At 68.2% G+C, this 22,619-nt stretch carries 21 protein-coding genes and 1 pseudogene; 11 read left to right on the plus strand and 11 right to left on the minus strand.

The window, feature by feature from the left end; genetic code table 11:
• Positions 1 to 94: 94 nt before the first annotated feature.
• Genes E1J61_RS07765 through E1J61_RS07775 form a run of 3 tightly spaced genes read left to right on the plus strand, consistent with a single transcriptional unit; the run spans position 95 to position 2,738 of the window.
• Positions 95 to 1,129 carry a DUF2157 domain-containing protein gene (locus E1J61_RS07765; protein ID WP_133093508.1) on the plus strand — a complete coding sequence of 345 codons (1,035 nt, stop codon included), beginning with the start codon at positions 95 to 97 and terminating at the stop codon, positions 1,127 to 1,129.
• The gene (locus E1J61_RS07770) at positions 1,126 to 2,244 is read left to right on the plus strand and encodes a DUF4401 domain-containing protein (protein ID WP_133093509.1); all 1,119 of its coding nucleotides are present in this window, start codon (positions 1,126 to 1,128) and stop codon (positions 2,242 to 2,244) included. Before E1J61_RS07765 ends, E1J61_RS07770 begins: the two co-directional genes overlap by 4 nt.
• Complete coding sequence (locus E1J61_RS07775; protein WP_133093510.1) at positions 2,241 to 2,738, plus strand: GDYXXLXY domain-containing protein; 498 nt, start codon at positions 2,241 to 2,243, stop codon at positions 2,736 to 2,738. The genes E1J61_RS07770 and E1J61_RS07775 overlap by 4 nt, the downstream gene beginning before the upstream one ends.
• 79 nt (positions 2,739 to 2,817) lie before the next feature.
• Here the strand turns inward: E1J61_RS07775 and ychF are convergent, their stop codons facing one another.
• Positions 2,818 to 3,909, minus strand: coding sequence for a redox-regulated ATPase YchF (gene ychF / locus E1J61_RS07780; RefSeq protein ID WP_133093511.1), 1,092 nt, complete (start codon positions 3,907 to 3,909; stop codon positions 2,818 to 2,820).
• A gap of 730 nt (positions 3,910 to 4,639) precedes the next feature.
• On the opposite strand from ychF, the gene E1J61_RS07790 reads away from it, so the two are divergent.
• From E1J61_RS07790 to E1J61_RS07810, 5 genes are all read left to right on the plus strand, one after another.
• A complete protein-coding gene (locus tag E1J61_RS07790) occupies positions 4,640 to 5,929 on the plus strand; it encodes a UbiH/UbiF family hydroxylase (protein WP_133093513.1) in 1,290 nt (429 codons plus the stop codon).
• 55 nt (positions 5,930 to 5,984) lie between these two features.
• Positions 5,985 to 6,743, plus strand: coding sequence for a DsbC family protein (locus E1J61_RS07795; RefSeq protein WP_133093514.1), 759 nt, complete (start codon positions 5,985 to 5,987; stop codon positions 6,741 to 6,743).
• A gap of 111 nt (positions 6,744 to 6,854) precedes the next feature.
• A complete protein-coding gene (locus E1J61_RS07800) occupies positions 6,855 to 7,859 on the plus strand; it encodes an MDR family oxidoreductase (RefSeq protein WP_133093515.1) in 1,005 nt (334 codons plus the stop codon).
• Between the two features lie 65 nt (positions 7,860 to 7,924).
• Positions 7,925 to 9,739, plus strand: coding sequence for a M61 family metallopeptidase (locus E1J61_RS07805; protein ID WP_133093516.1), 1,815 nt, complete (start codon positions 7,925 to 7,927; stop codon positions 9,737 to 9,739).
• Positions 9,740 to 9,791: 52 nt separating this feature from the next.
• Entirely contained in the window at positions 9,792 to 12,140 is a 2,349-nt protein-coding gene (locus tag E1J61_RS07810; protein WP_133093517.1) for an FUSC family protein, read from the plus strand.
• 164 nt (positions 12,141 to 12,304) lie between these two features.
• On the opposite strand, the pseudogene E1J61_RS07815 reads toward E1J61_RS07810, so the two are convergent.
• Positions 12,305 to 12,545: pseudogene (locus E1J61_RS07815) on the minus strand (sulfonate ABC transporter permease); the annotation flags it as partial.
• 129 nt (positions 12,546 to 12,674) lie between these two features.
• Here E1J61_RS07815 and E1J61_RS07820 point away from each other — a divergent pair.
• Positions 12,675 to 12,953, plus strand: coding sequence for an acylphosphatase (locus E1J61_RS07820; RefSeq protein WP_133093518.1), 279 nt, complete (start codon positions 12,675 to 12,677; stop codon positions 12,951 to 12,953).
• A 4-nt stretch (positions 12,954 to 12,957) separates the two neighbouring features.
• Here the strand turns inward: E1J61_RS07820 and E1J61_RS07825 are convergent, their stop codons facing one another.
• The 8 genes from E1J61_RS07825 to rpe all read right to left on the minus strand — a co-directional run bounded on the left by E1J61_RS07825 (position 12,958) and on the right by rpe (position 20,427).
• Complete coding sequence (locus E1J61_RS07825) at positions 12,958 to 13,731, minus strand: uracil-DNA glycosylase (protein WP_133093519.1); 774 nt, start codon at positions 13,729 to 13,731, stop codon at positions 12,958 to 12,960.
• 32 nt (positions 13,732 to 13,763) lie between these two features.
• On the minus strand, positions 13,764 to 14,393 hold the full coding sequence (locus E1J61_RS07830; RefSeq protein WP_133093520.1) for a CYTH domain-containing protein: 630 nt from the start codon (positions 14,391 to 14,393) through the stop codon (positions 13,764 to 13,766).
• A 107-nt stretch (positions 14,394 to 14,500) separates the two neighbouring features.
• Complete coding sequence (gene trpC / locus E1J61_RS07835) at positions 14,501 to 15,304, minus strand: indole-3-glycerol phosphate synthase TrpC (protein WP_133093521.1); 804 nt, start codon at positions 15,302 to 15,304, stop codon at positions 14,501 to 14,503.
• Between the two features lie 11 nt (positions 15,305 to 15,315).
• Entirely contained in the window at positions 15,316 to 16,341 is a 1,026-nt protein-coding gene (gene trpD, locus E1J61_RS07840) for an anthranilate phosphoribosyltransferase (RefSeq protein ID WP_133093544.1), read from the minus strand.
• Positions 16,342 to 16,403: 62 nt separating this feature from the next.
• Positions 16,404 to 16,973: an aminodeoxychorismate/anthranilate synthase component II gene (locus E1J61_RS07845; protein ID WP_133093522.1), complete on the minus strand. Its 570-nt coding sequence runs from the start codon at positions 16,971 to 16,973 to the stop codon at positions 16,404 to 16,406.
• Positions 16,974 to 16,993: 20 nt separating this feature from the next.
• Positions 16,994 to 18,523 carry an anthranilate synthase component I gene (gene trpE, locus E1J61_RS07850; protein WP_133093523.1) on the minus strand — a complete coding sequence of 510 codons (1,530 nt, stop codon included), beginning with the start codon at positions 18,521 to 18,523 and terminating at the stop codon, positions 16,994 to 16,996.
• Positions 18,524 to 18,985: 462 nt separating this feature from the next.
• Positions 18,986 to 19,729 carry a phosphoglycolate phosphatase gene (gene gph, locus E1J61_RS07855; RefSeq protein ID WP_133093524.1) on the minus strand — a complete coding sequence of 248 codons (744 nt, stop codon included), beginning with the start codon at positions 19,727 to 19,729 and terminating at the stop codon, positions 18,986 to 18,988.
• Positions 19,726 to 20,427 carry a ribulose-phosphate 3-epimerase gene (gene rpe / locus E1J61_RS07860; RefSeq protein ID WP_133093525.1) on the minus strand — a complete coding sequence of 234 codons (702 nt, stop codon included), beginning with the start codon at positions 20,425 to 20,427 and terminating at the stop codon, positions 19,726 to 19,728. Before rpe ends, gph begins: the two co-directional genes overlap by 4 nt.
• Positions 20,428 to 20,667: 240 nt before the next feature.
• Between rpe and apaG the strand changes: the two genes are divergently transcribed.
• Positions 20,668 to 21,042, plus strand: coding sequence for a Co2+/Mg2+ efflux protein ApaG (gene apaG / locus E1J61_RS07865; protein WP_012353991.1), 375 nt, complete (start codon positions 20,668 to 20,670; stop codon positions 21,040 to 21,042).
• 42 nt (positions 21,043 to 21,084) lie between these two features.
• Here apaG and E1J61_RS07870 read toward each other — a convergent pair whose 3' ends face one another.
• Positions 21,085 to 21,306, minus strand: coding sequence for a hypothetical protein (locus tag E1J61_RS07870; protein WP_133093526.1), 222 nt, complete (start codon positions 21,304 to 21,306; stop codon positions 21,085 to 21,087).
• A 121-nt stretch (positions 21,307 to 21,427) separates the two neighbouring features.
• Here E1J61_RS07870 and E1J61_RS07875 point away from each other — a divergent pair, with 121 nt between their 5' ends.
• Positions 21,428 to 22,570, plus strand: a complete 1,143-nt coding sequence (locus tag E1J61_RS07875) for a murein transglycosylase A (RefSeq protein ID WP_133093527.1) — start codon at positions 21,428 to 21,430, stop codon at positions 22,568 to 22,570.
• The last annotated feature ends 49 nt before the right edge of the window (positions 22,571 to 22,619 follow it).

Here is a 22,619-nt window from a genome sequence, read left to right on the forward strand (position 1 = left end):
GCCCATGCGGCAGGCATAGCGCCGGCACGCCGCAAGGTGCGGCCCGGGCTGCGCTTTGCTAAAGTCCCACGCATCGGGGCACGCAAGGGCGAGCATGCAAACCTCCACCGTGGCAAACGGCGAACGGCGCGCCATCCGCCGGGCACTGGCCGACTGGCGCGCACGCGGACGCGTGGCCGCCGAGGCGATCGCCGCCCCCTGGGCACGCACCGAGCCGGCCGCAGCCGACTGGCGCCGCTGGCTCGACCAGGCACTGATGGCGCTGGGCACCGCCCTGCTATGCGCCGGCGTGATCGTCTTCTTTGCCTTCAACTGGCAAGACCTGCACAAGTTCTCCAAATTTGGCTTGCTCGCCGCCGCCATCACGGTGCTGGCAGCGTTCGCGTGGCTGCGACCCGCCGCCGACGCCGCCGGCCGCGCCGCGCTCGGGGGCGCGCAGGTGCTGTCCGGCGTGCTGCTCGCCGTGATCGGCCAGACCTACCAGACCGGCGCCGATGCCTGGCAGCTGTTTGCGCTGTGGGCGCTGCTGGCGGTGCCGTGGGCGCTGGCGGCGCGCGCTGCGCCGCACTGGTGGCTGGTGCTGGTGGTCGGCAACGTGGCGCTGCTGCGCTACTTCAGCATCCGTTTCGGCATGGAAGGCCTGTTTGCGCTGCTGTTCGACAGCCGCTACCTGCGCACCGCCACGCTGGCGTTGCTGGGGGCGGTGCTGCTGCAACTGGCGCTGTGGCACCTGCTGGCCGCCCGCGCGTCCGGGCTGGGCTTCCGGGGACAGACCGGCAGCCGCCTGCTGGCTGCGCTGGCCTGCGTGCAGGCCGGCTCGCTGGGCCTGACCAGCCTGTTGGACAGCCGCTTCGATGCGGCATCGTTCGTGGTTGCGCTGGCCGTGCTGGCAGGTCTGGCGTGGTGGTACCGGCAACGCGCCTTCGATATCGTCGTGCTGAGCCTGACCTGCCTGACCGGCATCGTGCTGGTGGTGGCCGGACTCGGCAAGCTGCTGTTCGAGGGCAAGGGCGACTTCGGCGCATTCCTGCTGCTCGGGCTGGTCACCATTGGCCTGGCCGCAGGCGCGGCGGCGTGGCTGATGCGCGCTTATCGCGCTCAACTGCGCGCCCAACCGGAGCAGGCATGAGCACCACCTTGCAGACCGAGCAACGGCTCTGGCAGGAACTGGCCGCGCGCGGCGCGGTGCAGGGCGAATGCCCGGAGCACAGCCACGCGCCGTGGGCGGTGCGCTGCCTGATGGGCGCGGCCGGCTGGCTTGGCGCCTTGTTTTTCCAGATGTTCCTGGTTGGGACGGTGTTCGTGGCCGCGCGCGAGAACGGCATCGCCATGGCCGTGACCGGGCTGGCCATGATCGCGCTGGCCGCGTTGCTGTACTGGCGTGGCGGCGGGATCGCGGCGAGCCAGTTCGCGCTGGCGGTCAGCCTGTGCGGGCAGGGGATGGCGGTGTATGGGCTGGTGGAGGCGCTTGGCTTTGCGCGCGTGACCGGGACCGCCGGATTCTGGGCCGGCATCGCGCTGTTCGAAGGCGTGCTGGTGTTGCTGGTGCCCAACCGGTTGCACCGGCTGCTGTCCGGGCTTGGCGTGTGGATCGGGCTGGCGGGCGCACTGCATCTTGCCCTGCCGCACGGATCCTCCGATGACTGGCCGGCGCTGATGTGGACGCTCAGCTGGCTGGCACCGCTGGGCTGCGCGCTGGTGACCGCCTTCACGCTGGCCGAGGCGCGCGCGTGCGCGGCGGGGCGGCATGCGCTGCTGGAGCCGCTCGCCGATGCCACGCTGCTGGCCGCGCTCGCCATGGCGCTGGTGGTGACCGGGATGAGCCATCCGATGACGTGGCTGTTCGGTCCGGAGGCGGGGCGGCTGTCGGCCGCGCACTGGATCGGGGGCGCGCTGCTGACGCTGGTGCTGGCGGGCTTTTCCCTGGCCGAGTGCCGCCGCCTGGCCACTGGCTCCGCCATGCAGGCGGCAGTGCTCGCCGGCACGCTCGCCTTTGGCGCACTGATGGCCGCGGCGCCTGCCGTCGTGGCCGGCGCGCTGGCGCTGGCACTGGCCCTGCGCCGGGCTTCCATGGCCTGGATGGGCCTGGGCGTCACCGCCATTGCCGTCGGCTTCGTCTGGTACTACAGCGCGCTGCACTGGACCCTGCCGGCCAAGTCCGTCACGCTGGCAGCGGCGGGTGTGCTGTTGCTGGCCGGGCGCCACTGGCTGCTGCGCGGCCGCACCGGCAAGGAGTTCGCATGAAGCGCTGGATCGTGACCGCCTGGGCGCTGACCCTGGCGCTGGCCGCCGCCGGCATCGCCGGCAAAGAAACGCTGCTAGCACGCGGCGACACCGTCTTGCTGCGGCTCGCGCCGGTCGATCCGCGCTCGCTGATGCAGGGCGACTACATGGCGCTGAACTTCGACATCGGCAACCAGATCCGCACGGCGCAGGGGCCGGCGCAGCGCCCGCCGGGCGACGGCGTGGCCGTGATCCGGCGCGACCCGCGGGGCGTGGCCAGCTTCGTGCGGCTGCATGACGGCGGGCCGCTGGGCGTGGGCGAGCAGTTGCTGCGCTTCCAGGCGGCGCGGTCGCGCTGGGGCGGTGCGCAGGTGCAGGTGTCGACCGACGCGTATTTCTTCCAGGAGGGGCAGGGCGAGCGCTTTGCCCAGGCCATGTACGGGGAGTTCCGCGTGGGCGCGGACGGCCAGGCGCTGCTGGTGGGGCTGCGGGGGAAGGAAATGGAAAAGCTGTGAAGCGGCGGGCGGTTCCCCCGCGCCCGGCAGAAAACAAAAAACCCGCGAAATCGCGGGTTTTTTGGCGTCGGGGGCTGGCTCAGACGTTGAACAGGAAGTTCAGCACATCCCCATCCTTCACCACGTATTCCTTGCCTTCCGCCCGCATCTTGCCGGCTTCCTTGGCGCCGGTCTCGCCCTTGAACGAGATGTAGTCGTCGAAGGCAATGGTCTGCGCACGGATAAAGCCGCGTTCGAAGTCGGTATGGATCACGCCGGCCGCCTTGGGCGCCGTGTCGCCGACATGGATGGTCCAGGCGCGCACTTCCTTCACGCCGGCAGTGAAGTAGGTCTGCAGGCCAAGCAGCTTGAAGCCGGCGCGGATCACGCGGTCCAGGCCCGGCTCTTCCATGCCCAGGTCGGCCAGGAATTCGGCCTTGTCGGCGTCGTCCAGGTCGGCGATCTCGGCTTCGATGGCGGCGCACACGGCTACCACCGGCGAATTGGTCTGCTTGGCGTACTCGCGCACCGCGTCCAGGTGCGGGTTGTTCTCGAAGCCGTCTTCACGCACGTTGGCGACATACATGGTCGGCTTGGCGGTGATCAGGCAGAACGGACGGATGGCGTCCCATTCTTCCGGGGCCAGGTCGAGGGTGCGCACGGCCTTGGCCTGGTCGAGCACGGCTTGCGCCTTTTCCAGCACGGCGACCAGGCGCTGCGCTTCCTTGTCGCCGGCGCGGGCCGGCTTGATATAGCGGGCCAGGGCCTTTTCCACGGTGGCCAGGTCGGCCAGTGCGAGTTCGGTGTTGATGACCTCGATGTCCGACAGCGGATCGACCTTGCCGGCCACGTGGATCACGTTGTCGTCTTCGAAGCAGCGCACCACGTGGGTGATGGCATCGGTTTCGCGGATATTGGCCAGGAACTGGTTGCCCAGGCCTTCACCCTTGGAAGCGCCCGCGACCAGGCCGGCGATGTCGACGAACTCGACCGTGGCCGGCAGGATGCGCTCAGGCCTGACGATCTCGGCCAGGCTGGCGAGCCTCGGATCCGGCACTTCGACCACGCCCACATTGGGCTCGATCGTGCAGAACGGATAGTTTTCGGCGGCGATGCCGGCCTTGGTCAGGGCATTGAACAGCGTGGACTTGCCGACGTTGGGCAGGCCGACGATGCCGCATTTGAGGCTCATGGTCTTGTCTTAGAAATCAAGGGTTTGCAGGATGCGGTCCGGTGCCGGGCGGGCTGGCGACGGGCGCCTGGCGGGGCCAGTGGCGGGACTGCATCGGACGAGACAAACACGTCACATCGAGCGCGGGCTCGACGGCTATACGGGGTCTGCCACGGAAAACGGCAATTGTAACCCTATCGGGCCTCCGGGTTGCTGGCCGGTCGCCGTTCCACCCGCATATAAAACAAGACGGCCAGGAAAGTCTTCCTGGCCGTTGCGTGAGCGCCGCTTCCGCTCAATCGAGGTTCACGACGTTCATGCGCCGTCCGTGAACTGGTCCCGCGTATCCGTCGTCTTGGCGCCGTCCGTAAACATGTCGCGCCTGTCGATTGCCCTTGCACCATCCAGGAATACATCCCGCCGGTCGATTGACCGTGCTCCATCCGAATACACATCGAACTTGGAGACCTTGGCGCCGTCGGTATAAACGTCCCGCGGGCCAGTCGTGCCTCCGAATGCCGATCCCCCTGCAACCGCGATACCAACCGCGGCAATCCAAAGCGCCCTCTTCATTGCTCCACCTCCCTTCAGGTGGTTCGTCCCCGGTCAGAAACATTTCGTTTCAATATAGGCTGTGCGTTTCCGAACTTTGACCCACGCACCGACAGTTTTGTCATATGCCTAATGACCTGAGGAAATAATGAGCGGCCGCGCCCGAAGGGTCCCGGAGTGACGTGGCTATAATCCAGCCATGACCCGATCCCACGCGTCCGCGCGCACCGCTGCGCGCAATTCTTCCGCTTTCCAGGTGGCCGTCGTCGGCGGCGGCATCGTCGGCAAGTCCTGTGCCTTGTTGCTGGCCCAGCAGGGCATGGACGTGGCGCTGGTGGCGCCGAAGCCGCCCCGCGGCGTCGGCCGCGCGCCAGCCGAGGATTGGGACAGCCGTATCTATGCCTTCTCCGCCAGCTCGCAGGCGCTGCTGGAGCGGATGCGCGTGTGGGAGGCGCTGGACCCGGCTCGCATCCAGCCGGTGCGCGACATGCGTGTCTTTGGCGACGTCAGCGCCGCCGAAACCTCGCCCAGCCTGGACGGCGACCTGCATTTCTCCGCCTACGCCGCGGCGGTGCCGCAACTGGCGTGGATCATCGAATCCGGCCATGTCGAGCGCGCGCTCGACACCGCGCTCGGCTTCCAGCACCAGGTGACCTGGCACGACGGCACCGCCAGCGTGTGCGAGCGCGATCCGGAGGGCATTACCCTGACGCTGGACAACGGCAACAAGCTGCGCACGGCGCTGGCGATCGGCGCCGACGGCGCGCGCTCGTGGCTGCGCCAGCAGTGCCATATCGGCGTCAGCACGCGCAAGTACCGCCAGCTTGGCGTGGTCGCCAACTTTGCCTGCGAGCGTCCGCACCACGAGACCGCCTGGCAGTGGTTCCTGGGCGCGCCGGAAAAGCTGATGGCCGACGAAGAGCCTGCCAACGGCGAGGTACTGGCGATGCTGCCGCTGCCGGGCAACCATGTCTCGATGGTCTGGTCGGCAGACGAAGCGCACGCGCGCGACCTGCTCGCGCTGTCGCCCGAGGCGCTTGCCGCCACCGTGATGCAGGGCGCCGCCGGCGCGGTCGGCAGCCAGTTCGGCACGTTGCGCTGCGTGACGCCGGCGCAGGGCTTCCCGCTGGTGCTGCAGCGCGCCGACCAGTTCGTGCAGCCGCACGTGGCGCTGGTCGGCGACGCCGCCCACGTGGTGCACCCGCTGGCGGGGCAGGGCATGAACCTGGGCCTGCGCGATGTGGCGGAACTTGGCCGCGTGATGGCCGACAAAGAACCTTTCCGCAGCGAGGGCGACCTGCGCCTGCTGCGCCGCTACGAGCGCGCGCGCGCCACCGACCTGCTGTCGCTGACCGCGGCCACCGACGGGCTGCACCGGCTGTTCTCGCTGCCCGGCGGCGTGGCGCGGGTGGTGCGCAACACCGGCATGCGCGCGGTAGGCGGCCAGCCGCTGCTCAAGCGTTTCCTGATCGGGCGCGCGCTCGGCTGACGCCGCCACCGCGCCCCGAACGATCACCCGATCACCGAACACCCCTGGAGTCCACATGTTCCAATTCCTGCGCCGCCACCCTGTCCGCAGCGCCACCGTCACCGCCGTCGCTGGCGGCCTGGCCGCGGCCGGCTTTGCCCTGCATGCCATGGCGGCGGGTGAACCCGGCACCGACCGCATCAAGGAGTCGCTGCAGAAGGTGCTGGGCGGCCGCGCCGAGGTGAAAAGTGTCAGCAAGACTCCGGTGCCGGGGCTATTCGAGGCCAATATCGGCGGGCAGGTGGTCTACACCGACAGCACCGGCCGCTACATCCTCAACGGCGAGATGATCGACACCCGCACCGGCACCAACCTGACCGAAGAGCGGATGGCCGAGATCAACCGCATCAAGTGGTCGGACCTGCCGCTGGCGCGCGCGATCAAGTGGACCAAGGGCGATGGCAGCCGCCAGATCGCGGTGTTCTCCGACCCGAACTGCGGCTACTGCAAGCGCATCGAGCAGACCTTCCAGCAGATGGACAACATCACCGTGTACACCTTCCTGTACCCGGTGCTGTCGCCCGACTCGGAAACCAAGGCCAAGCAGGTCTGGTGCGCGGCCGACCGCACCAAGGCGTGGCGCGACTGGATGCTCAAGCAGGTCGCGCTGACCGGCAACGGTAGCTGCCAGACGCCGTTGCAGGAAAACCTGGCGCTGGGCCATAGCATGAACGTGACCGGCACGCCGGCAGTGTTCTTCATGGATGGCACCCGCATCCCGGGCGCGGCCGACGTGGCCACGCTGGAGAAGAAGCTCGCCAGCATCAAGAAATAAGCGCGCGCCGGCCCCGTCCCGGCTTGATCGACGGCCGGACTTGTCCGGCCGTTCTGCTTTCCGCATTCCCCTCATTCCCAAGCGATCGCCGCCAGGCGACTAGGAGACACCATGACGTTCCAGGCATTGCTGCTGACCCAGGCCGACGGCGCCACCCAGGCCAATCTGGCCACGCTAGACGAAGCGCAGTTGCCCGCCGATGGCGACGTGCTGGTCGCCGTGGACTACTCCACCATCAACTTCAAGGACGGCCTGGCGATCACGGGCCGCTCGCCGGTGGTGCGCAAGTGGCCGATGGTGGCGGGCATCGACGGCGCCGGCACGGTGCTGGAATCGTCCAGCGCGCGCTGGCAGGCCGGCGACAAGGTGGTGCTGAACGGCTACGGCGTGGGCGAGACCCACTGGGGGTGCCTGGCGCAGCGCGCGCGGCTGAAGGGTGACTGGCTGGTGCGCCTGCCCGATGCCTTCACCACGCGCCAGGCCATGGCGATCGGCACCGCCGGCTATACCGCGATGCTGTCGGTGCTGGCGCTGGAGCGCGGCGGCGTCAACGGCCCGGTGCAGCCTGGCGATGGCGAGGTGCTGGTGACCGGCGCTTCCGGCGGCGTGGGCTCGGTCGCGATCGCGGTGCTGAGCAAGCTGGGCTACAAGGTGGTGGCGTCGACCGGCAAGACCAATGAAGCCGACTTCCTGAAGGCGCTGGGCGCTGCCGATGTCATCGACCGCGCCGAGCTTGGCGCGCCCGGCAAGCCGCTGCAGAAGGAGCGCTGGGCCGCGGTGGTGGATTCGGTCGGCTCGCATACCCTGGTCAACGCGTGCGCGCAGGTGCGCTACGGCGGCGTGGTGACGGCGTGCGGGCTGGCGCAGGGGATGGACTTCCCGGCATCGGTGGCGCCGTTCATCCTGCGCGGCGTTACGCTGCACGGCATCGACAGCGTGATGGCGGCCATGCCGCTGCGCGAGCGCGCGTGGCAGCGGCTGGCGAGCGACCTGGAGCCGGATCGCCTGAACGCGATCACGCGCGAGATCGGGCTGGCCGAGGCGATCGACGCCGGCCGCAGGATCGTGGAAGGCGGCATGCGCGGCCGCGTGGTGGTCGACGTCAATCGTGCCTGAGCGGCGACCGGCTGCTTCACCAGCGTCGGCGAGGCCAGCGGTGCGCCGACGTTACAATCCTGCCCATGACGCCGATCCGCTACGCCATCGCCCCGCTTGCGCCTGAGGCGCACCTGTTTGCCGTCACCGTCACGGTGAGCGAGCCCGATCCCGCCGGCCAGCGCTTCACGCTGCCCGCGTGGATCCCGGGCAGCTACATGATCCGCGACTTCGCCCGCCATATCGTGCGCATCCGTGCCGATGCCGGCGGCCGCGAAGTCCCGCTGACCAAGCTCGACAAGCAGAGCTGGCAGGCCGCGCCGGTGAGGCTGTCGGACGGCCCGCTGATGCTGAGCTACGAAGTCTATGCCTGGGACCTGTCGGTGCGCGCCGCGCACCTGGACGCCACCCATGGCTTCTTCAACGGCAGCTCGGTGTTCCTGTGCGTCGAAGGCCAGGTTGAGCGGCCATGCACCGTCGATATCCACGCGCCCGAAGGCGAGGCCTACCGCGGCTGGCGTGTCGCCACCGCGATGCCGGAAGCGCCGGGCCGCGACGGCGCGAAGCGCTACGGCTTCGGCCGCTACCAGGTTGCCGACTACGACGAACTGGTCGACCACCCTGTCGAGATGGGCAACTTCCAGCTCGCCAGCTTCCGTGCCTGTGGCGCGCAGCACGACGTGGTCTTCACCGGCCGCGTGCCCAACCTCGACCTCGAGCGCGTGTGCCGCGACCTCAAGCGCATCTGCGAAAACCAGATCCGCCTGTTCGAACCCCGCAGCGCCGAGGCGCCGTTCCTGGACAGCAACCGCCGCTACGTCTTCATGACGATGGTCACCACCGACGGCTACGGCGGCCTCGAGCACCGCGCCAGCACCGCGCTGATGTGCGCGCGCAATGACCTGCCGGTGCGCGGCGACAGCGACACCAGCGAGGGCTATCGCACCTTCCTGGGCCTGTGCAGCCACGAGTATTTCCACACCTGGAACGTCAAGCGCATCAAGCCCGCCGCGTTCGTGCCGTACCGGCTGGCCGACGAAACCTACACGCCGCTGCTGTGGCTGTTCGAGGGCTTCACCAGCTACTACGACGACCTGGTGCTGGTGCGCTCGGGCTGCGTGACCGAGGCGCAGTACGTCGAGATGCTGGGCAAGACCTGGAACGGCGTGCTGCGCGGCAACGGCCGCACCAAGCAGAGCGTGGCCGAAAGCTCGTTCGATGCCTGGACCAAGTACTACCGCCAGGACGAGAACGCGCCCAACGCCATCGTCAGCTACTACACCAAGGGGTCGCTGGTGGCGCTGGCGCTGGACCTGACCATCCGCGCCAAGTCGCGCGGACGGCGCTCGCTCGACGACGTCATGCGCGCGCTGTGGCGCCGCTACGGGCGCGGCTTCTATGCGCCCGGCGCGATGCAGCGCGGCGTGACCGAGCCGGAGGTGTATGCGCTGTTCGACGATGTGACCGGCCTGAAGCTGGGCAGCCTGCTGCGCTCGCTGACCGAAGGCACCGGCGAACTGCCGCTGGCGGCGCTGTTCAGGGACTTCGGCGTCAAGGCCGAGGCGCAGAAGCCGTCGCGCACCGCGGCGCTGGGCATCAAGGTCAAGACTGACGACGGCTGGGTACGCGTCACGCAGGTGCTGGACGGCGGCGCGGCGCAGGCCGCGGGCCTGTCGGCCGGCGACCTGCTGGTGGCCATCGACGGCCTGCGCGTGGCGCCCGGCCAGGTCGACAAGCTGCTGGGACGCTACCGCACCGGCGACCGCATCGACCTGCACGCCTTCCGCCGCGACGAGCTGCAGGTGCTGCCGGTCACGCTGGCGCGCGAGCCCGCGGCGCAGTTCAAGGTCAAGCTGGCGGACGGCCGGCATGCGGCGCGCTCGCGCTGGCTGGGCCAGTGACGTAGCGCAGCGATCCCCCACAACCCAGCCACCGCCCCGGCCGCATCGCCGTATGCAATACGCGCACGACCCCCGCACTTTCCTGTATTCGCACTACGTGTACCGGGGGCTGCGCTCGGCCACCGGGGTGATCGGCGCCACGCTGATCGCGCTGCATTTCTCCGACCTGCCCACCGCGATGGTGGTGTCGATGGGCGCGCTGTGCACCAGCCTGATGGACCTGCCCAGCCCGCTGAACCACAAGTTCAACGAGATGCTGGCGAGCGTGCTGCTGTGCAGCGCGGTGACGCTGGTGGTGGCGCTGACCACGCCGTTCCCACGGGTGATGCCGTTCGTGCTGGTGCTGGTGACGTTCCTTGCCGCCATGATGACGGTGTACGGCAACAAGACCCTGCCGCTGCAATTCGCGGCGCTGTTCGTGATGACGCTCACGATCAACGAGGACTTCGTGGTCGAGCGCGCGCTGGTGCATGCGGCGCATTTCAGCGCCGGCGCGGTCGCCTACCTCGGCTACGCGATGCTGGTCAGCTGGCTGACCGAGCGCCGCACCAGGCAGCAGGTGCTGGCCGAGTCGCTGTACGAGCTGGCCGGCTACCTCGAGATCAAGGCCGGCTTCTACGACGCCGGCAACGACTACGATGCCCAGTTCAACCAGCTGGTGCGCCAGCAGATCGTGGTGGCCGAGCGCCAGCAGGCCGCGCGCGACCTGGTGCTGCGCGGCAACCGCACGCCGCATGACGGGCTGCTGGTGCAGGTGCACCTGCGCATGCTCGACCTGTACGAGTACGTGCTGTCCACCAACACCGACTACCCGCTGCTGCGCCAGACCTTCGGCGGCACGCCGGTGCTGGACCACCTGCGCGGGCTGGTGGTGCTGATGTGCAAGGACGTGGAAGAGATCGCCTACGAGGTCACGCGCGGGCGCGGCTCTTACGCGACGGTGGAATACCGCGAAGGCCTGCGCGCGGTCGAGGCCGAGATCGCGCAGCTGCGCCACCACCACATCAAGCCCGCGGCGATGACGGCGCTGGCCGAGACGCTGGACATGATCCGCGGCGCGATCACGCTGATCGGGCAGCTGCACGAGGCCTCGCGCACGCCGGTGGAGCCGGCCAAGGTGCTGCCGGGCAGCGACATGACGCCGTTCCTGACGCGCCAGAAGTACGAGCTGGGCGTGCTGCGCGAAAACCTGCACTGGCGCTCGCCGGCGTTCCGCTTTGCGCTGCGCATGTCGATGGCGGTGGCGCTGGGGCTGTGGATCACCAACCACCTGCCGTACGCCTCGCACAGCTACTGGATCCTGCTGACCATCATCGTCATCCTGAAGCCGAACTTCAGCATGACCAAGCAGCGCTACAACGACCGCGTGATCGGCACGCTGATCGGCTGCGTGGTGGCGGTGGGGATCCTGAAGGTGGTGGACGAGCCGCTGATACTGCTGGGCGTGCTGTTCCTGGCGCTGGTGGCCAGCGCCGCGTTCGTGACCATCAAGTACCGCTACACCGCGATCGCGGCCTGCATCCAGGTGCTCATCCAGATCAACCTGCTGATGCCGGGCAGCCCGACGGTGGCGGGTGAGCGGCTGGTCGATACGGTGATCGGCGGCATCATCGCCTCGTTGTTCAGCTTCGTGCTGCCGAGCTGGGAATACCGCGCCATCCCCAAGCTGGTGGAGAACGTGCTACAGGCCAACCGCCGCTATATCGCCGCAACGCGCGACCTGCTGCTGCGCCGGGCCAAGGACGACTTTGCCTATCGCGTGCAGCGCAAGCAGTTCATGGACAACCTGTCGGCGCTGATCTCTTCGTTCCAGCGCATGCTGGACGAGCCCAGGAGCCGGCATCGCGCGGTCGACAACCTGAACCGCTTTATCGTGCAGAACTACCTGGTGGCGGCGCACGTGGCGGCGGCGCGGATCCAGGTGCGGCAGCACTACGATGAGCTGGATATTCCCGCGGCCGAGGCGGCCATCGAGCAGGCTACCGAAGCGGCGCGCAACAGCCTGCAACTGGCCAGCGAGCGGCTGCATGCCGACGAGCGTGGCGGCGGGCGCGGCGCGGGCTTTATCCGCCGCGAACGCGCGCCTGTGTTGGCCCAAGCGCAGGCGCCGCTGGCGGTAGCGGCAGGGCCGGTCGTGGCCGATGTCGCTGAAGCCGAGGAGGATGCGGCGGCCGAGCGCCGCGCGCGGCTGGCGGACTCGGCGGACAAGCGCCGCACCGATACGCTGGTACAGGCTGCCGCTCTGGGCGAGTCTAGCGAGCAGGCCGGGCCGACGTCCAGCTCCACTGGCCGTCCCGCCAACGCAGTGCTGGAGCGCCGGCTGCGCGCGCTGCGCGAGGACGCGGCCAAGATCGCGCTGCGTACCGGGGCGATCGGGCGGGCGATGCGGGCGCGTTCTTAATCACGCGTTCGAGTCCCGATGGGTTTGCTCCCCTCTCCCGCTTGCGGGAGAAGGGAGCAAATCTGTCGCGGCGTTAAGGCCGCGCCCCTCCGGCATCTCATCCTCAGGCAACGTCAGCATCCCGCTGTTATAGCTGTACTCAAAGATCTCCCCATACCGCCCCCCAGCGCCGGCACCAGCACCTTCTCGGCGGTGCGGCTCTTGGACGCCAGTGCCGCGAACGCCAGCGAGAACAGCAGCGACGCCGCCAGTGCCGCCAGCATGCGGATGCTGGTGCGCATCAGGTAGTAGGGCAGGGTAGGCCACGTCCAGGTGCACCGCCAGCTGCTGGTCGGGGTGGAACGGGGCATTCATCTGCTGCGCAGCGAACGCGATCATCAGGATCACGGCCAGGATGATCGGACTTACTGGCGCATGCAGCCGGCTTCACCCGGGCGGCGCGCATCCCTTTGTAACGCCCGGCATGGCGGTCTAGTTTACTTGGTGTCGATCACAGAACGCGCACGCCTCGCGTGCGCTCACGGGGAAACGGCCATGAAGAAGGCAACCTGGCGCCTGGTCGCGCATGGGCGCGTGCAGGGCGTCGGCTATCGCGCCGCCTGCGCCGACGCCGCGGATGAACTCGGGCTGGGCGGCTGGGTGCGCAACCGGGCCGACGGCACCGTCGAGGTGATGGCGCACGGCACCGTCAAGCAGCTGGAAGCGCTGCAGGCGTGGATGGAAACGGGCCCGCCGGCGGCGCAAGTGACGTTTGTCGAGGTCGGGCGCGGGGAAGGGGAGTTCGCCGGCTTCGAGTTCCGGCCGACGATCTAGTCGATCAGGCGGCGGTCCAGTCGACCGGCGTGCGGCCGTGCGCTTCGAGCCAGCGGTTGGCTTCGCGGAAGTGGCCGCAGCCGAGAAAGCCGCGATGCGCCGACAGCGGCGAAGGATGCGGCGCTTCGAGCACGCGGTGGCCGTCGCCGAGCAACGGTTTCTTCGCCTGGGCGTGGCTGCCCCACAGCATGAACACCAGGTTCGGGCGGCTTGCCGCCAGCGCGTGGATCAGGCAGTCCGTGACCGCTTCCCAGCCGCGGCGCGCGTGGCTGGCGGCCTGGCCCTGCTCGACCGTCAGCACGGTGTTGAGCAGCAGCACGCCCTGGCGTGCCCAGCCTTCCAGGTTGCCCGAGGTGCGCGGCGGGGTGCTATCCACGCCGAACTCGGCGGCGATTTCCTTGAAGATGTTGCGCAGGCTGGGCGGCACCTTGATGCCTTCCTGCACTGAGAAGGCCAGGCCGTGCGCCTGCGGCAGCTCCACGCCGCCGACGGTGCCGGTGCCGTGGTATGGATCCTGGCCCAGGATCACCACCTTGACCGCATCCGGCGGCGTCAGGTGCAGCGCGTGGAAGACGTGGTGCGGGAACACCGGTTTGCCGGCGGCGCGTTCACCATCGACAAAGGCGGCCAGCTCCTGCCATGCCGGCACGGTGATGCAGGGCGCCAGCAGCGTGCGCCACGCGGCGGGGAGGGCATCGGCCTGGGCCTGCAGGCTGGCGGCGGGGGAGGGCTCGCCGGGGGCACAGGGCGCTTCGGCGGCGAAGAGATCGGCTTGCATGCGTAAGGAATGCCTGGCGGGAAAAACCGCGATTATGACGCCTTGCCTTCGGCGATTCCCGCGAGGCGGTAGCCGCGCGCGGCTTTGCTGAGATCGGAAGGCGCCAGCGTGGCCACGGCGCCAAGCCGTGCGGCGAAGGCGCGCAGGGCATCGGCCGCGTGCGCGGCGTCGCCGTCGAGCCATTCCAGTTCGAGTTCCTGGATGCGTTCCTGCGCGGCGCTGGCCGGCGCGGTAATGGTGCCGGTGTCGAGGGCAGCCTCGATACGCGCGCCGTCCTGCGTGACGATCCAGGTGCGGCGGATGAAGTCGGTACGGAACACCGGTGCCAGCTTGCTGACCAGTGGCGCGAGCACGGATTGCGCTTCAGCGGGGAAGGTCTGCAGCTCGATGGCCTCCCCGGCGATTCCGGTTTCCCATTCATGGCGCGTGGCCAAGCCTGCCTGGCTGCTGCCGGCGGTCTTCAGCGTCTGCAGCCATTGCGCGCCCTTGCGGCGCAGGCGCAGCGCGGCGCGGGCCTGGGCCAGGTCGTGTTCGGGCGTGTCGAGGTAGACGTTGAGCAGGGTCGCTTCGCCCTGCGGCTGGCCGTTGGCGTCGAGCCAGGCGGCCAGCGGGGCGAGGGCGGCGTCGGGGACGGCGAGTTTGAGTTCGATTTCCTGGGGCATGGCGAGGATTTAACGGTGGGCAATGGCGATGGCTTCCCAATCACCACCAGCCGGTCCTCTCTCCCGCTTGCGGGAGAGGGGAGCAAACAAGCGGCAGGTCTTTACCCTCAGCCAAACAACCGCGCCAGCTCCACCCCCGGATCCGGCGCCCGCATGAACGCCTCGCCCACCAGGAACGCATGCACATTGGCATCGCGCATGCGCTTCACATCCGCCTGGCCGAGGATGCCCGATTCGGTCACCACCAGCTTGTCAGCCGAAATATGCGGCAGCAGGCCCAGCGTATTGTCCAGCGACACCTCGAACGTGCGCAGGTTGCGGTTATTCACGCCCAGCAGCGGCGTCTTCAGCCGCAGCGCGGCGTCGAGCTCATCGTCGCCGTGCACTTCCACCAGCACGTCCATGCCGAGTTCCAGCGCACAGGCTTCCAGCTCGGCCATCAGGCCATGGTCCAGCGCGGCGACGATCAGCAGGATGCAGTCGGCGCCCCAGGTGCGGGCCTCGTAGACCTGGTACAGGTCGACCATGAAGTCCTTGCGCAGCGCAGGCAGCGGGCACGCGCCGCGCGCGCGCTTCAGGTAATCGGCATGGCCCTGGAAGAAATTCACGTCGGTCAGCACCGACAGGCAGGCCGCGCCGTGGGTGGCATAGCTCTCGGCGATGGCTTCGGGAACGAAGTTCTCGCGCAACACGCCCTTGGACGGCGAGGCCTTCTTCACCTCCGCGATCACGCCGGCATGGCCAGCCGCGATCTTTTCGCGCAGCGCGCGCTCGAAACCGCGCGGTGCCAGGCCGGGCTCGGTGCGCAGGCTCTCGGCCTCGGCGCGCAGGCTGGGCAGGTCGCGCTTCTTGCGCGCGGCGGCCACTTCATCGGCCTTCACGGCCAGGATTTTGTCCAGGATATCTGACATATCAGCGCCTCTTATTTGAATTGCTGCGTGGCGCGCACGAACTGGTCGAGCTTCTCGCGCGCAGCGCCGCTGGCGATGGCCTCGCGCGCGCGGCGGATGCCGTCCTCGATCGAGTCGGCCACATTGGCGGCGTACAGCGCGGTGCCGGCGTTCAGCGACACGATCTCGCGCGGCGTGCCGGGCACGTCGGACAGCGCTTCCAGCAACATCTCCTTCGATTCCCCCGCATCGGCCACCTTCAGGCCGCGGTTGGAGACCATCGACAGGCCGAAGTCTTCCGGGTGGATCTCGTACTCGCGCACCTCGCCGTCCTTCAGCTCGCCGACCAGCGTGGCGGCACCGAGCGACACCTCGTCCATGCCATCCTTGCCGTAGACGACAATCGCGTGCTTTGCGCCCAGGCGCTGCATCACGCGCACCTGGATGCCGACCAGGTCGGGGTGGAACACGCCCATCAGGATATTGGGCGCATCGGCCGGGTTGGTCAGCGGGCCCAGGATATTGAAGATGGTGCGAACGCCCATTTCCTTGCGTATCGGCGCGACGTTCTTCATCGCCGGATGGTGCGTAGGGGCGAACATGAAGCCGATGCCGGTCTGCTCGATGCACTGGCCGACCTGCTCGGGCGTGAGCATGATGTTGACGCCGAGCGCCTCCAGCACGTCGGCGCTGCCCGACTTGGAGCTGACGCCACGGTTGCCGTGCTTGGCGATCTTCGCACCCGCCGCGGCGGCGACGAACATCGAAGCAGTCGAGATATTGAACGTATGCGAGCCATCGCCGCCGGTGCCGACGATATCGACGAAATTCTCGCGGTCTTTCACCGGCACCTTGTTGGCGAACTCGCGCATCACCTGCGCGGCGGCGGAGATCTCGCCGATGGTTTCCTTCTTCACGCGCAGGCCGGTCAGGATGGCGGCGGCCATCACCGGCGAGATCTGCGCCTGCATGATCTGCCGCATCAGGTGCAGCATCTCGTCATGGAAGATTTCGCGGTGCTCGATGCAGCGCGTCAGGGCTTCTTGCGGCGTGATCATGGCGTTCTCGTTGACAGTCTGGATGGCGTGTTGGGTGCTGGAAGGCGCGGCGTCGAGCAGTCTCATCGCGGCGCCTTGACGAAGTTGGCCAGCATCGCATGGCCATGCTCGGACAGGATCGACTCGGGATGGAACTGCACGCCTTCGATGGCGAGCGCCTTGTGGCGCACGCCCATGATTTCGCCGTCCGGGGTCCAGGCGGTGATCTCCAGGCAATCGGGCAGGGTCTCGCGCTCGATTGCCAGTGAATGATAGCGCGTCACGTCGAAGTGCTTGGGCAGGCCGCTGAACACGCCTTGCTGCGTGGTCTCGATGGTGCTGACCTTGCCGTGCATCACCTGCTTGGCGCGGATCACCTTGCCGCCGAACGCCTCGCCGATAGCCTGGTGGCCCAGGCACACGCCCAGCATCGGCACCTTGCCGGCAAAATGCTGCAGCGCCGCCACCGAGATACCGGCTTCCTTGGGGCTGCACGGGCCGGGCGAGACGCAGATATGGTCGGGCTTCATCGCCTCGATCTCTTCGATGGTGATCTCGTCGTTGCGGTAGGTGTGCACCTCCACCCCCAGTTCGCCAAAGTATTGGACCAGGTTGTAGGTGAACGAATCGTAGTTGTCGATCATCAGCAGCATGGCGTCTGTCTCCTGTTCTCTCAGATATCGGAGTCCAGGCCATCCTGGACCTGCTCGGCGGCGCGGATCACGGCGCGCGCCTTGGCTTCGGTTTCCCTCCATTCGGCCTCGGGGTCCGAATCGGCAACGATGCCGGCGGCGGCCTGCACGTAGAGATTGCCGTCCTTGATGATGCCGGTGCGGATGGCAATGGCCAGGTCCATCTCGCCGCCGAACGACAGGTAGCCCACCGCGCCGCCGTAGATGCCGCGCTTGCGCGGCTCCAGCTCGTCGATGATTTCCATCGCATGCACCTTGGGCGCGCCCGACAGCGTGCCGGCGGGAAAGGTCGCGCGCAGCACGTCGAGGTTGCTCATGCCTTCGCGCAGCGTGCCTTCGACCGAGCTGACGATATGCTGCACGTGCGAGTACTTCTCGATCACCATCTTGTCGGTGACCTTGACCGAGCCGGTCTGGGCGATGCGGCCGATATCGTTGCGCGCCAGGTCGATCAGCATCACGTGCTCGGCGATTTCCTTGGGATCGTTGAGCAGCTCGGTGGCAAGCTGGGCGTCCTTTTCCGGCGTATTGCCGCGCGGGCGGGTGCCGGCCAGCGGGCGGATGGTGACGATGTGTTCGCTGCGGGTGTCGCCGCCGTTGTCGCCATTGGTGCCGACCTTGCGTTCCTCCTGGCGCACCAGGATTTCGGGCGACGCGCCCACCACCTGGAAGTCGCCGAAGTTGTAGAAATACATGTACGGCGACGGGTTCAGCGAACGCAGAGCGCGGTACAGCGACAGCGGCGAGTCGCGGTAGGGCTTCATCAGCCGCTGGCCGATCTGCACCTGCATCATGTCGCCGGCCATGATGTATTCCTTGGCCTTGTGCACGGCGTTCAGGTAGTCCGCCTTGGCGAATTCGCGGTAGACCTCGGTCTGCACCGACGGGCTGGTTACCGGCACGTCCACCGGCTGGCGCAGCTTCATGCGCAGCTCGCGCAGGCGCTGGCGGGCGCGGGGATAGGCTTCGGGCGTGGTCGGGTCGGCGTAGACGATCAGGTAGAGCTTGCCCGACAGGTTGTCGATCACGGCCAGCTCTTCGCACAGCAGCAGCTGGATATCGGGCAGGTTCAGGTCGTCGGGCTTCTGCGTGCTGGCGAGTTTCTTCTCGATATAGCGCACCGCGTCGTAGCCGAAGTAGCCGGCCAGGCCGCCGCAGAAGCGGGGCAGGCCCGGGCGCAGCGCGACCTTGAAGCGGCCTTCAAACTCGGCGATGAAGTCGAGCGGATTGCCTTCGTGCGTTTCCACCACCTTGCCGTCGGTCACCACCTCGGTGCGGTTGCCGAAGGCGCGCAGCAGCGTGCGCGCATGCAGGCCGATGAAGGAATAGCGCCCGAAGCGCTCGCCGCCGACCACCGACTCCAGCAGGAAGGTGTTGACCCCGCGCGTCTGCGACTGGGCCAGCTTCAGGTACAGCGACAGCGGCGTTTCCAGGTCGGCAAAGGCCTCGGCGATCAGCGGGATGCGGTTGTAGCCCTGGTCGGCCAGCGATTTGAATTCCAGTTCGGTCATGTCGGTCCTCTTGCGGTCCTCTTGTGCGGCGCCGCTGCGCGATGAGGTTGGGCGCGGCGCCGCATTTCGGCAATCAGGCTGGAGCGAATGGATACCCGCCCCGTTTGGCGGGCCGTGGTGCAGGCAAGTTGCGGACAAGACTGCACACGGCCGGGGAAGGGCGTGCGGCGCGTTCTTGAGCTAAACGTAGCAGAGAATTTCCGCTGCGCTGGCTTTTGGCGGGTTTGGGTGGGATGCCCGGCACGGGGTTGGACCCTCAGCCGGTTGTCACGACGCCCTCGGGTAGAGGGCGCGTCAGCAGACTCGCGAACGCACTTTACGCCTGTTGGAAGGCGCGCCAGCGACGCCAGGGCCAAGCCTGCCGATCACTGCCAGAAGAGATGCGTTTGCGGTTGAGAAACATTGAATGTTCAGGGATTTCAGTCGCGATCGACCTGATGATCGACCTTGTTGAGAGCGACCCTATCGATGACCTGCCCGGTGTGCCGCAAACAGCGCTGCGGCGTGGGCAATGGTGTCGACTATACCATCGGCCTCGACGGCTTGTACAGGATTGCCATGGTTGTAGCCATAGGGCACCAGCAGCACGCCCATGCCCGCCGCGCGGGCCGCCTGGGCGTCGTTTTCCGAGTCACCAAGGGCCGACATCGCCGACGGATCCAGCCGGAACACTTCCGCCACCTTGAGCAGCGGGAACGGGTCGGGCTTGCGCAGCTGGAACGCATCGCCGCCGTAGACCAGCTCGAAATATGCCGCCAGCCCGGTCTTGGCCAGCAGCGGCTCGGTGAAGCCGAAGGGCTTGTTGGTCACGCAGGCCAGCCGCAGGCCGGCTGTCTTCATTGCCGCCAGGCCTTCGCGAACGCCCGGGTAGACCTGCGAGAACTGGCCGTTGATGCGGATGTACTCGCGGTCGTACAGCGCGTAGGCATCGGCAAAGAGGCTGTTGGCGTGCAGCGGCGAGAAGCGCGCGTCGAGCACGCGCCGGATCAGGTTTTCCGAGCCCTTGCCGACGTAGCTGACGATTTCCTGCTCGGACATCGGCGCCACCGGCCCCAGGTTGGGGTGCTGGCGGCCCAGCGCCAGCAGCATGGCGTTGATCGAGGCGTGGAAGTCGCCCGCCGTATCGACCATGGTGCCGTCCAGGTCGACGATCACCCCTTCGATGCCGCTCCAGTCGGTGCGGCGCAGTGCCACGCCCGCAGTCATCGGCCAACCTTCGCCAGTTCGCCGCGCAGCGCCGAGATGATGCCGCGGTAGCCGCCGTCGCCGTCGGGCTTGCCGAACACGGCCGAGCCCGCCACGAACGTGTCTGCGCCGGCCGCGGCGATCTCGGCGATATTGTCGACCTTCACGCCGCCGTCCACTTCCAGCAGGATGGTGCGGCCGGTGCGGGCAGTGTATGCGTCGATACGCTGGCGCACCGCGCGCAGCTTGTTCAGCGTCTCGGGGATGAACGACTGGCCGCCGAAGCCGGGGTTGACCGACATCAGCAGGATCACGTCCAGGCGGTCCATCACGTGGTCCAGGTGGTGCAGCGGGGTGGCGGGGTTGAACACCAGGCCGGCCTGGCAGCCGTTATCTCGGATCAGCGCGAGCGAGCGGTCGACGTGCTCGCTGGCTTCCGGGTGGAAGGTGATGATATTGGCGCCGGCCTTGGCAAAGTCCGGAATGATCCGGTCTACCGGGCGCACCATCAGGTGCACGTCGATGGGGGCGGTCACGTGGGGACGGATCGCCTCGCACACCAGCGGGCCCACGGTCAGGTTGGGCACGTAATGGTTGTCCATCACGTCGAAGTGGATCCAGTCGGCGCCGGCCTCGGTCACGCGGCGGACTTCCTCGCCCAGGCGGGCGAAATCGGCGGACAGGATGGAGGGGGCGATGCGGAAGGTGGGCTGGGTCATTTTGGCGGGCGGTGAAGGCAGGGAATGCTGTTATCGCCGCTGCGGCGGGCCGAAGGCGCCGCCGCAGCAGGGGCGGCCGGGGCGCACGGCGGGCGGCGGCAAGGCGTTGAAAGACCGATATTCTACGCCCGCCCGGTGCGATCGCGTCCGGCCGGCACCCTTGCCCGTCCCGCGGCCATCCCGCACAATGCGGCTACCCCATTCCCCTGCCGGCCGATGCTGCCGCCGGCCCTGCCCAAGATGAGCGAATACGCCTTCTCCGTGTCGGTGCGCACCCAGTACCTGCCGGACCAGTCCGATCCCGAGCGCGGGCGCCATGCCTTCGCCTACACCATCACCATCCACAACACTGGCGAGGTGGCGGCGCAGCTGATCTCGCGCCACTGGATCATCACCGACAGCGACAACGGCACGCAGGAAGTCGCCGGCCTGGGCGTGGTGGGCCACCAGCCGCTGCTGAAGCCGGGCGAGCATTTCGAATACACCAGCTGGGCCACCATCTCGACGCCGGTCGGGTCGATGAAGGGCGAATACTTCTGCGTGGCCGAGGACGGCCACCGTTTCGAGGTGCCGATCCCCGAATTCGCGCTGGTGCTGCCGCGCATGCTGCACTGAGCGCGCGCCCAGCCGGAAGCCGGGAAGCCTCGAAGCGGGAACCTACTGGCGCTTCGCGCTGTCCTGTTCCTGCGCCGGCGTTTGCCGGCCCTGCGTGGATTCCTGCGGCTGGCGCGACGGGTGGTCGTCGGGCGCGCGGGTCGGGCGCGGGTTCTTTTTGGCCGTGCCCATGGTCCAGACCACGATAAAGATCAGCAGGAACAGCGCCACGCCGGCCTCGAGGGCGAACAGCAGCATGGGATGGGCTTCGAAGAACTTGCTCATGGCGGATGCGGCGGTGGCGATGACAGATGACGGTGGGATTGTAGGGCAACTGCCCGGTGCGATCCCTGCCGGGCCGGCACCGGTCGCGGGACACTGCGCGGGACACTGAACAACAAGCAAGATGGCATACGCGGATTCGCTTTCGATTTCTCTCCCAGGTTTCACTGCGCGCGCTGGCGCCCGTGCCCGCGCCTGGCTGGCGCTCGCCGGCGCCGGCGCGCTGCTGGCCGGCTGCATGAGCGGCCCGCCGCCGCGCATCGAGACCGGCCCGTCCGGCACCACGCCGCCCGCTTCGTCGACCCAGAAAGGCCAGCTGCAGGCCGCCAGCTGGAACGACATCGGCGGCTGGACCCAGGACGACGTGCGCGCGGCCTGGCCCGCGCTGCAGGCCAGCTGCCAGGCGCTGAAGAAGCGCGCCGAGTGGAGCCGAGCCTGCGCCGCCGGCATGATGGTCGACGCCGGTGACCTCAACGCCATGCGCGCCTATTTCGAGACCAACTTCCAGCCGTTCCGCGTGGTCAACGGCGACGGCACCGACAGCGGGCTGATCACCGGCTACTACGAACCCATCCTGCACGGCTCGCGCACGCGGCAGGGGCGCTTCCAGGTGCCGCTTTACCGCAAGCCGGCGCAGTTCGGCAACCGCCCGCTGCCGGGCCGCGCCGAGCTGCTGCAGAACCCGACCATGCGCGGCAACGAGCTGGTGTGGGTGGATGACGCGGTCGAGGCCGCCTTCCTGCAGATCCAGGGCTCGGGCCGGATCCGCATGGCGGACGGCACCATGATGCGGGTCGGCTTCGGCGGCACCAACGACCAGCCGTTCCGCTCGTTCGGCAAATGGCTGCTGGACCGCGGCGAGATCACGCCGGCGCAGGCCACCATGCAGGGCATCAAGGCGTGGGCGCGGGCCAACCCGGGGCGCGTCGACGAGATGCTGAACGTCAATCCGCGCTTCGTGTTCTTCCGCGAGCTGCCGCCGAACAATGACGGCCCGGTCGGCGCGCTGGGCGTGCCGCTGACCGCCGAGCGCTCGATTGCGGTGGACCCCGCCACCATTCCGCTGGGCGTGCCGGTGTTCCTGTCGACCACGCGCCCGCTGTCGACCGAACCGATCCAGCGGCTGATGTTTGCGCAGGACACGGGCAGCGCCATCAAGGGCGGCGTGCGCGCCGATTTCTTCTGGGGCGCCGGCGATGCGGCGGGCGAGACGGCGGGGCGGATGAAGCAGGGCGGCCGGATGTGGGTGCTGATGCCGCGTAGCTGAGGCCAGCCGATCAGGCTAATATTGCGAATGTTGTCTCCCTCTCCCCCAA

It is taken from the genome of Cupriavidus sp. L7L (assembly GCF_004353535.1).
In the GTDB taxonomy this organism is placed as follows: domain Bacteria; phylum Pseudomonadota; class Gammaproteobacteria; order Burkholderiales; family Burkholderiaceae; genus Cupriavidus; species Cupriavidus oxalaticus_A.

Excerpts from the sequence above, each read along its gene's own strand:
- E1J61_RS07765 (WP_133093508.1), top strand. The coding sequence starts at position 95 with ATGCAAACCTCCACCGTGGCAAACGGCGAACGGCGCGCCATCCGCCGG.
- E1J61_RS07770 (WP_133093509.1), top strand. The coding sequence starts at position 1,126 with ATGAGCACCACCTTGCAGACCGAGCAACGGCTCTGGCAGGAACTGGCC.
- E1J61_RS07775 (WP_133093510.1), top strand. The coding sequence starts at position 2,241 with ATGAAGCGCTGGATCGTGACCGCCTGGGCGCTGACCCTGGCGCTGGCC.
- ychF (WP_133093511.1), bottom strand. The coding sequence starts at position 3,909 with ATGAGCCTCAAATGCGGCATCGTCGGCCTGCCCAACGTCGGCAAGTCC.
- E1J61_RS07790 (WP_133093513.1), top strand. The coding sequence starts at position 4,640 with ATGACCCGATCCCACGCGTCCGCGCGCACCGCTGCGCGCAATTCTTCC.
- E1J61_RS07795 (WP_133093514.1), top strand. The coding sequence starts at position 5,985 with ATGTTCCAATTCCTGCGCCGCCACCCTGTCCGCAGCGCCACCGTCACC.
- E1J61_RS07800 (WP_133093515.1), top strand. The coding sequence starts at position 6,855 with ATGACGTTCCAGGCATTGCTGCTGACCCAGGCCGACGGCGCCACCCAG.
- E1J61_RS07805 (WP_133093516.1), top strand. The coding sequence starts at position 7,925 with ATGACGCCGATCCGCTACGCCATCGCCCCGCTTGCGCCTGAGGCGCAC.
- E1J61_RS07810 (WP_133093517.1), top strand. The coding sequence starts at position 9,792 with ATGCAATACGCGCACGACCCCCGCACTTTCCTGTATTCGCACTACGTG.
- E1J61_RS07820 (WP_133093518.1), top strand. The coding sequence starts at position 12,675 with ATGAAGAAGGCAACCTGGCGCCTGGTCGCGCATGGGCGCGTGCAGGGC.
- E1J61_RS07825 (WP_133093519.1), bottom strand. The coding sequence starts at position 13,731 with ATGCAAGCCGATCTCTTCGCCGCCGAAGCGCCCTGTGCCCCCGGCGAG.
- E1J61_RS07830 (WP_133093520.1), bottom strand. The coding sequence starts at position 14,393 with ATGCCCCAGGAAATCGAACTCAAACTCGCCGTCCCCGACGCCGCCCTC.
- trpC (WP_133093521.1), bottom strand. The coding sequence starts at position 15,304 with ATGTCAGATATCCTGGACAAAATCCTGGCCGTGAAGGCCGATGAAGTG.
- trpD (WP_133093544.1), bottom strand. The coding sequence starts at position 16,341 with ATGATCACGCCGCAAGAAGCCCTGACGCGCTGCATCGAGCACCGCGAA.
- E1J61_RS07845 (WP_133093522.1), bottom strand. The coding sequence starts at position 16,973 with ATGCTGCTGATGATCGACAACTACGATTCGTTCACCTACAACCTGGTC.
- trpE (WP_133093523.1), bottom strand. The coding sequence starts at position 18,523 with ATGACCGAACTGGAATTCAAATCGCTGGCCGACCAGGGCTACAACCGC.
- gph (WP_133093524.1), bottom strand. The coding sequence starts at position 19,729 with ATGACTGCGGGCGTGGCACTGCGCCGCACCGACTGGAGCGGCATCGAA.
- rpe (WP_133093525.1), bottom strand. The coding sequence starts at position 20,427 with ATGACCCAGCCCACCTTCCGCATCGCCCCCTCCATCCTGTCCGCCGAT.
- apaG (WP_012353991.1), top strand. The coding sequence starts at position 20,668 with ATGAGCGAATACGCCTTCTCCGTGTCGGTGCGCACCCAGTACCTGCCG.
- E1J61_RS07870 (WP_133093526.1), bottom strand. The coding sequence starts at position 21,306 with ATGAGCAAGTTCTTCGAAGCCCATCCCATGCTGCTGTTCGCCCTCGAG.
- E1J61_RS07875 (WP_133093527.1), top strand. The coding sequence starts at position 21,428 with ATGGCATACGCGGATTCGCTTTCGATTTCTCTCCCAGGTTTCACTGCG.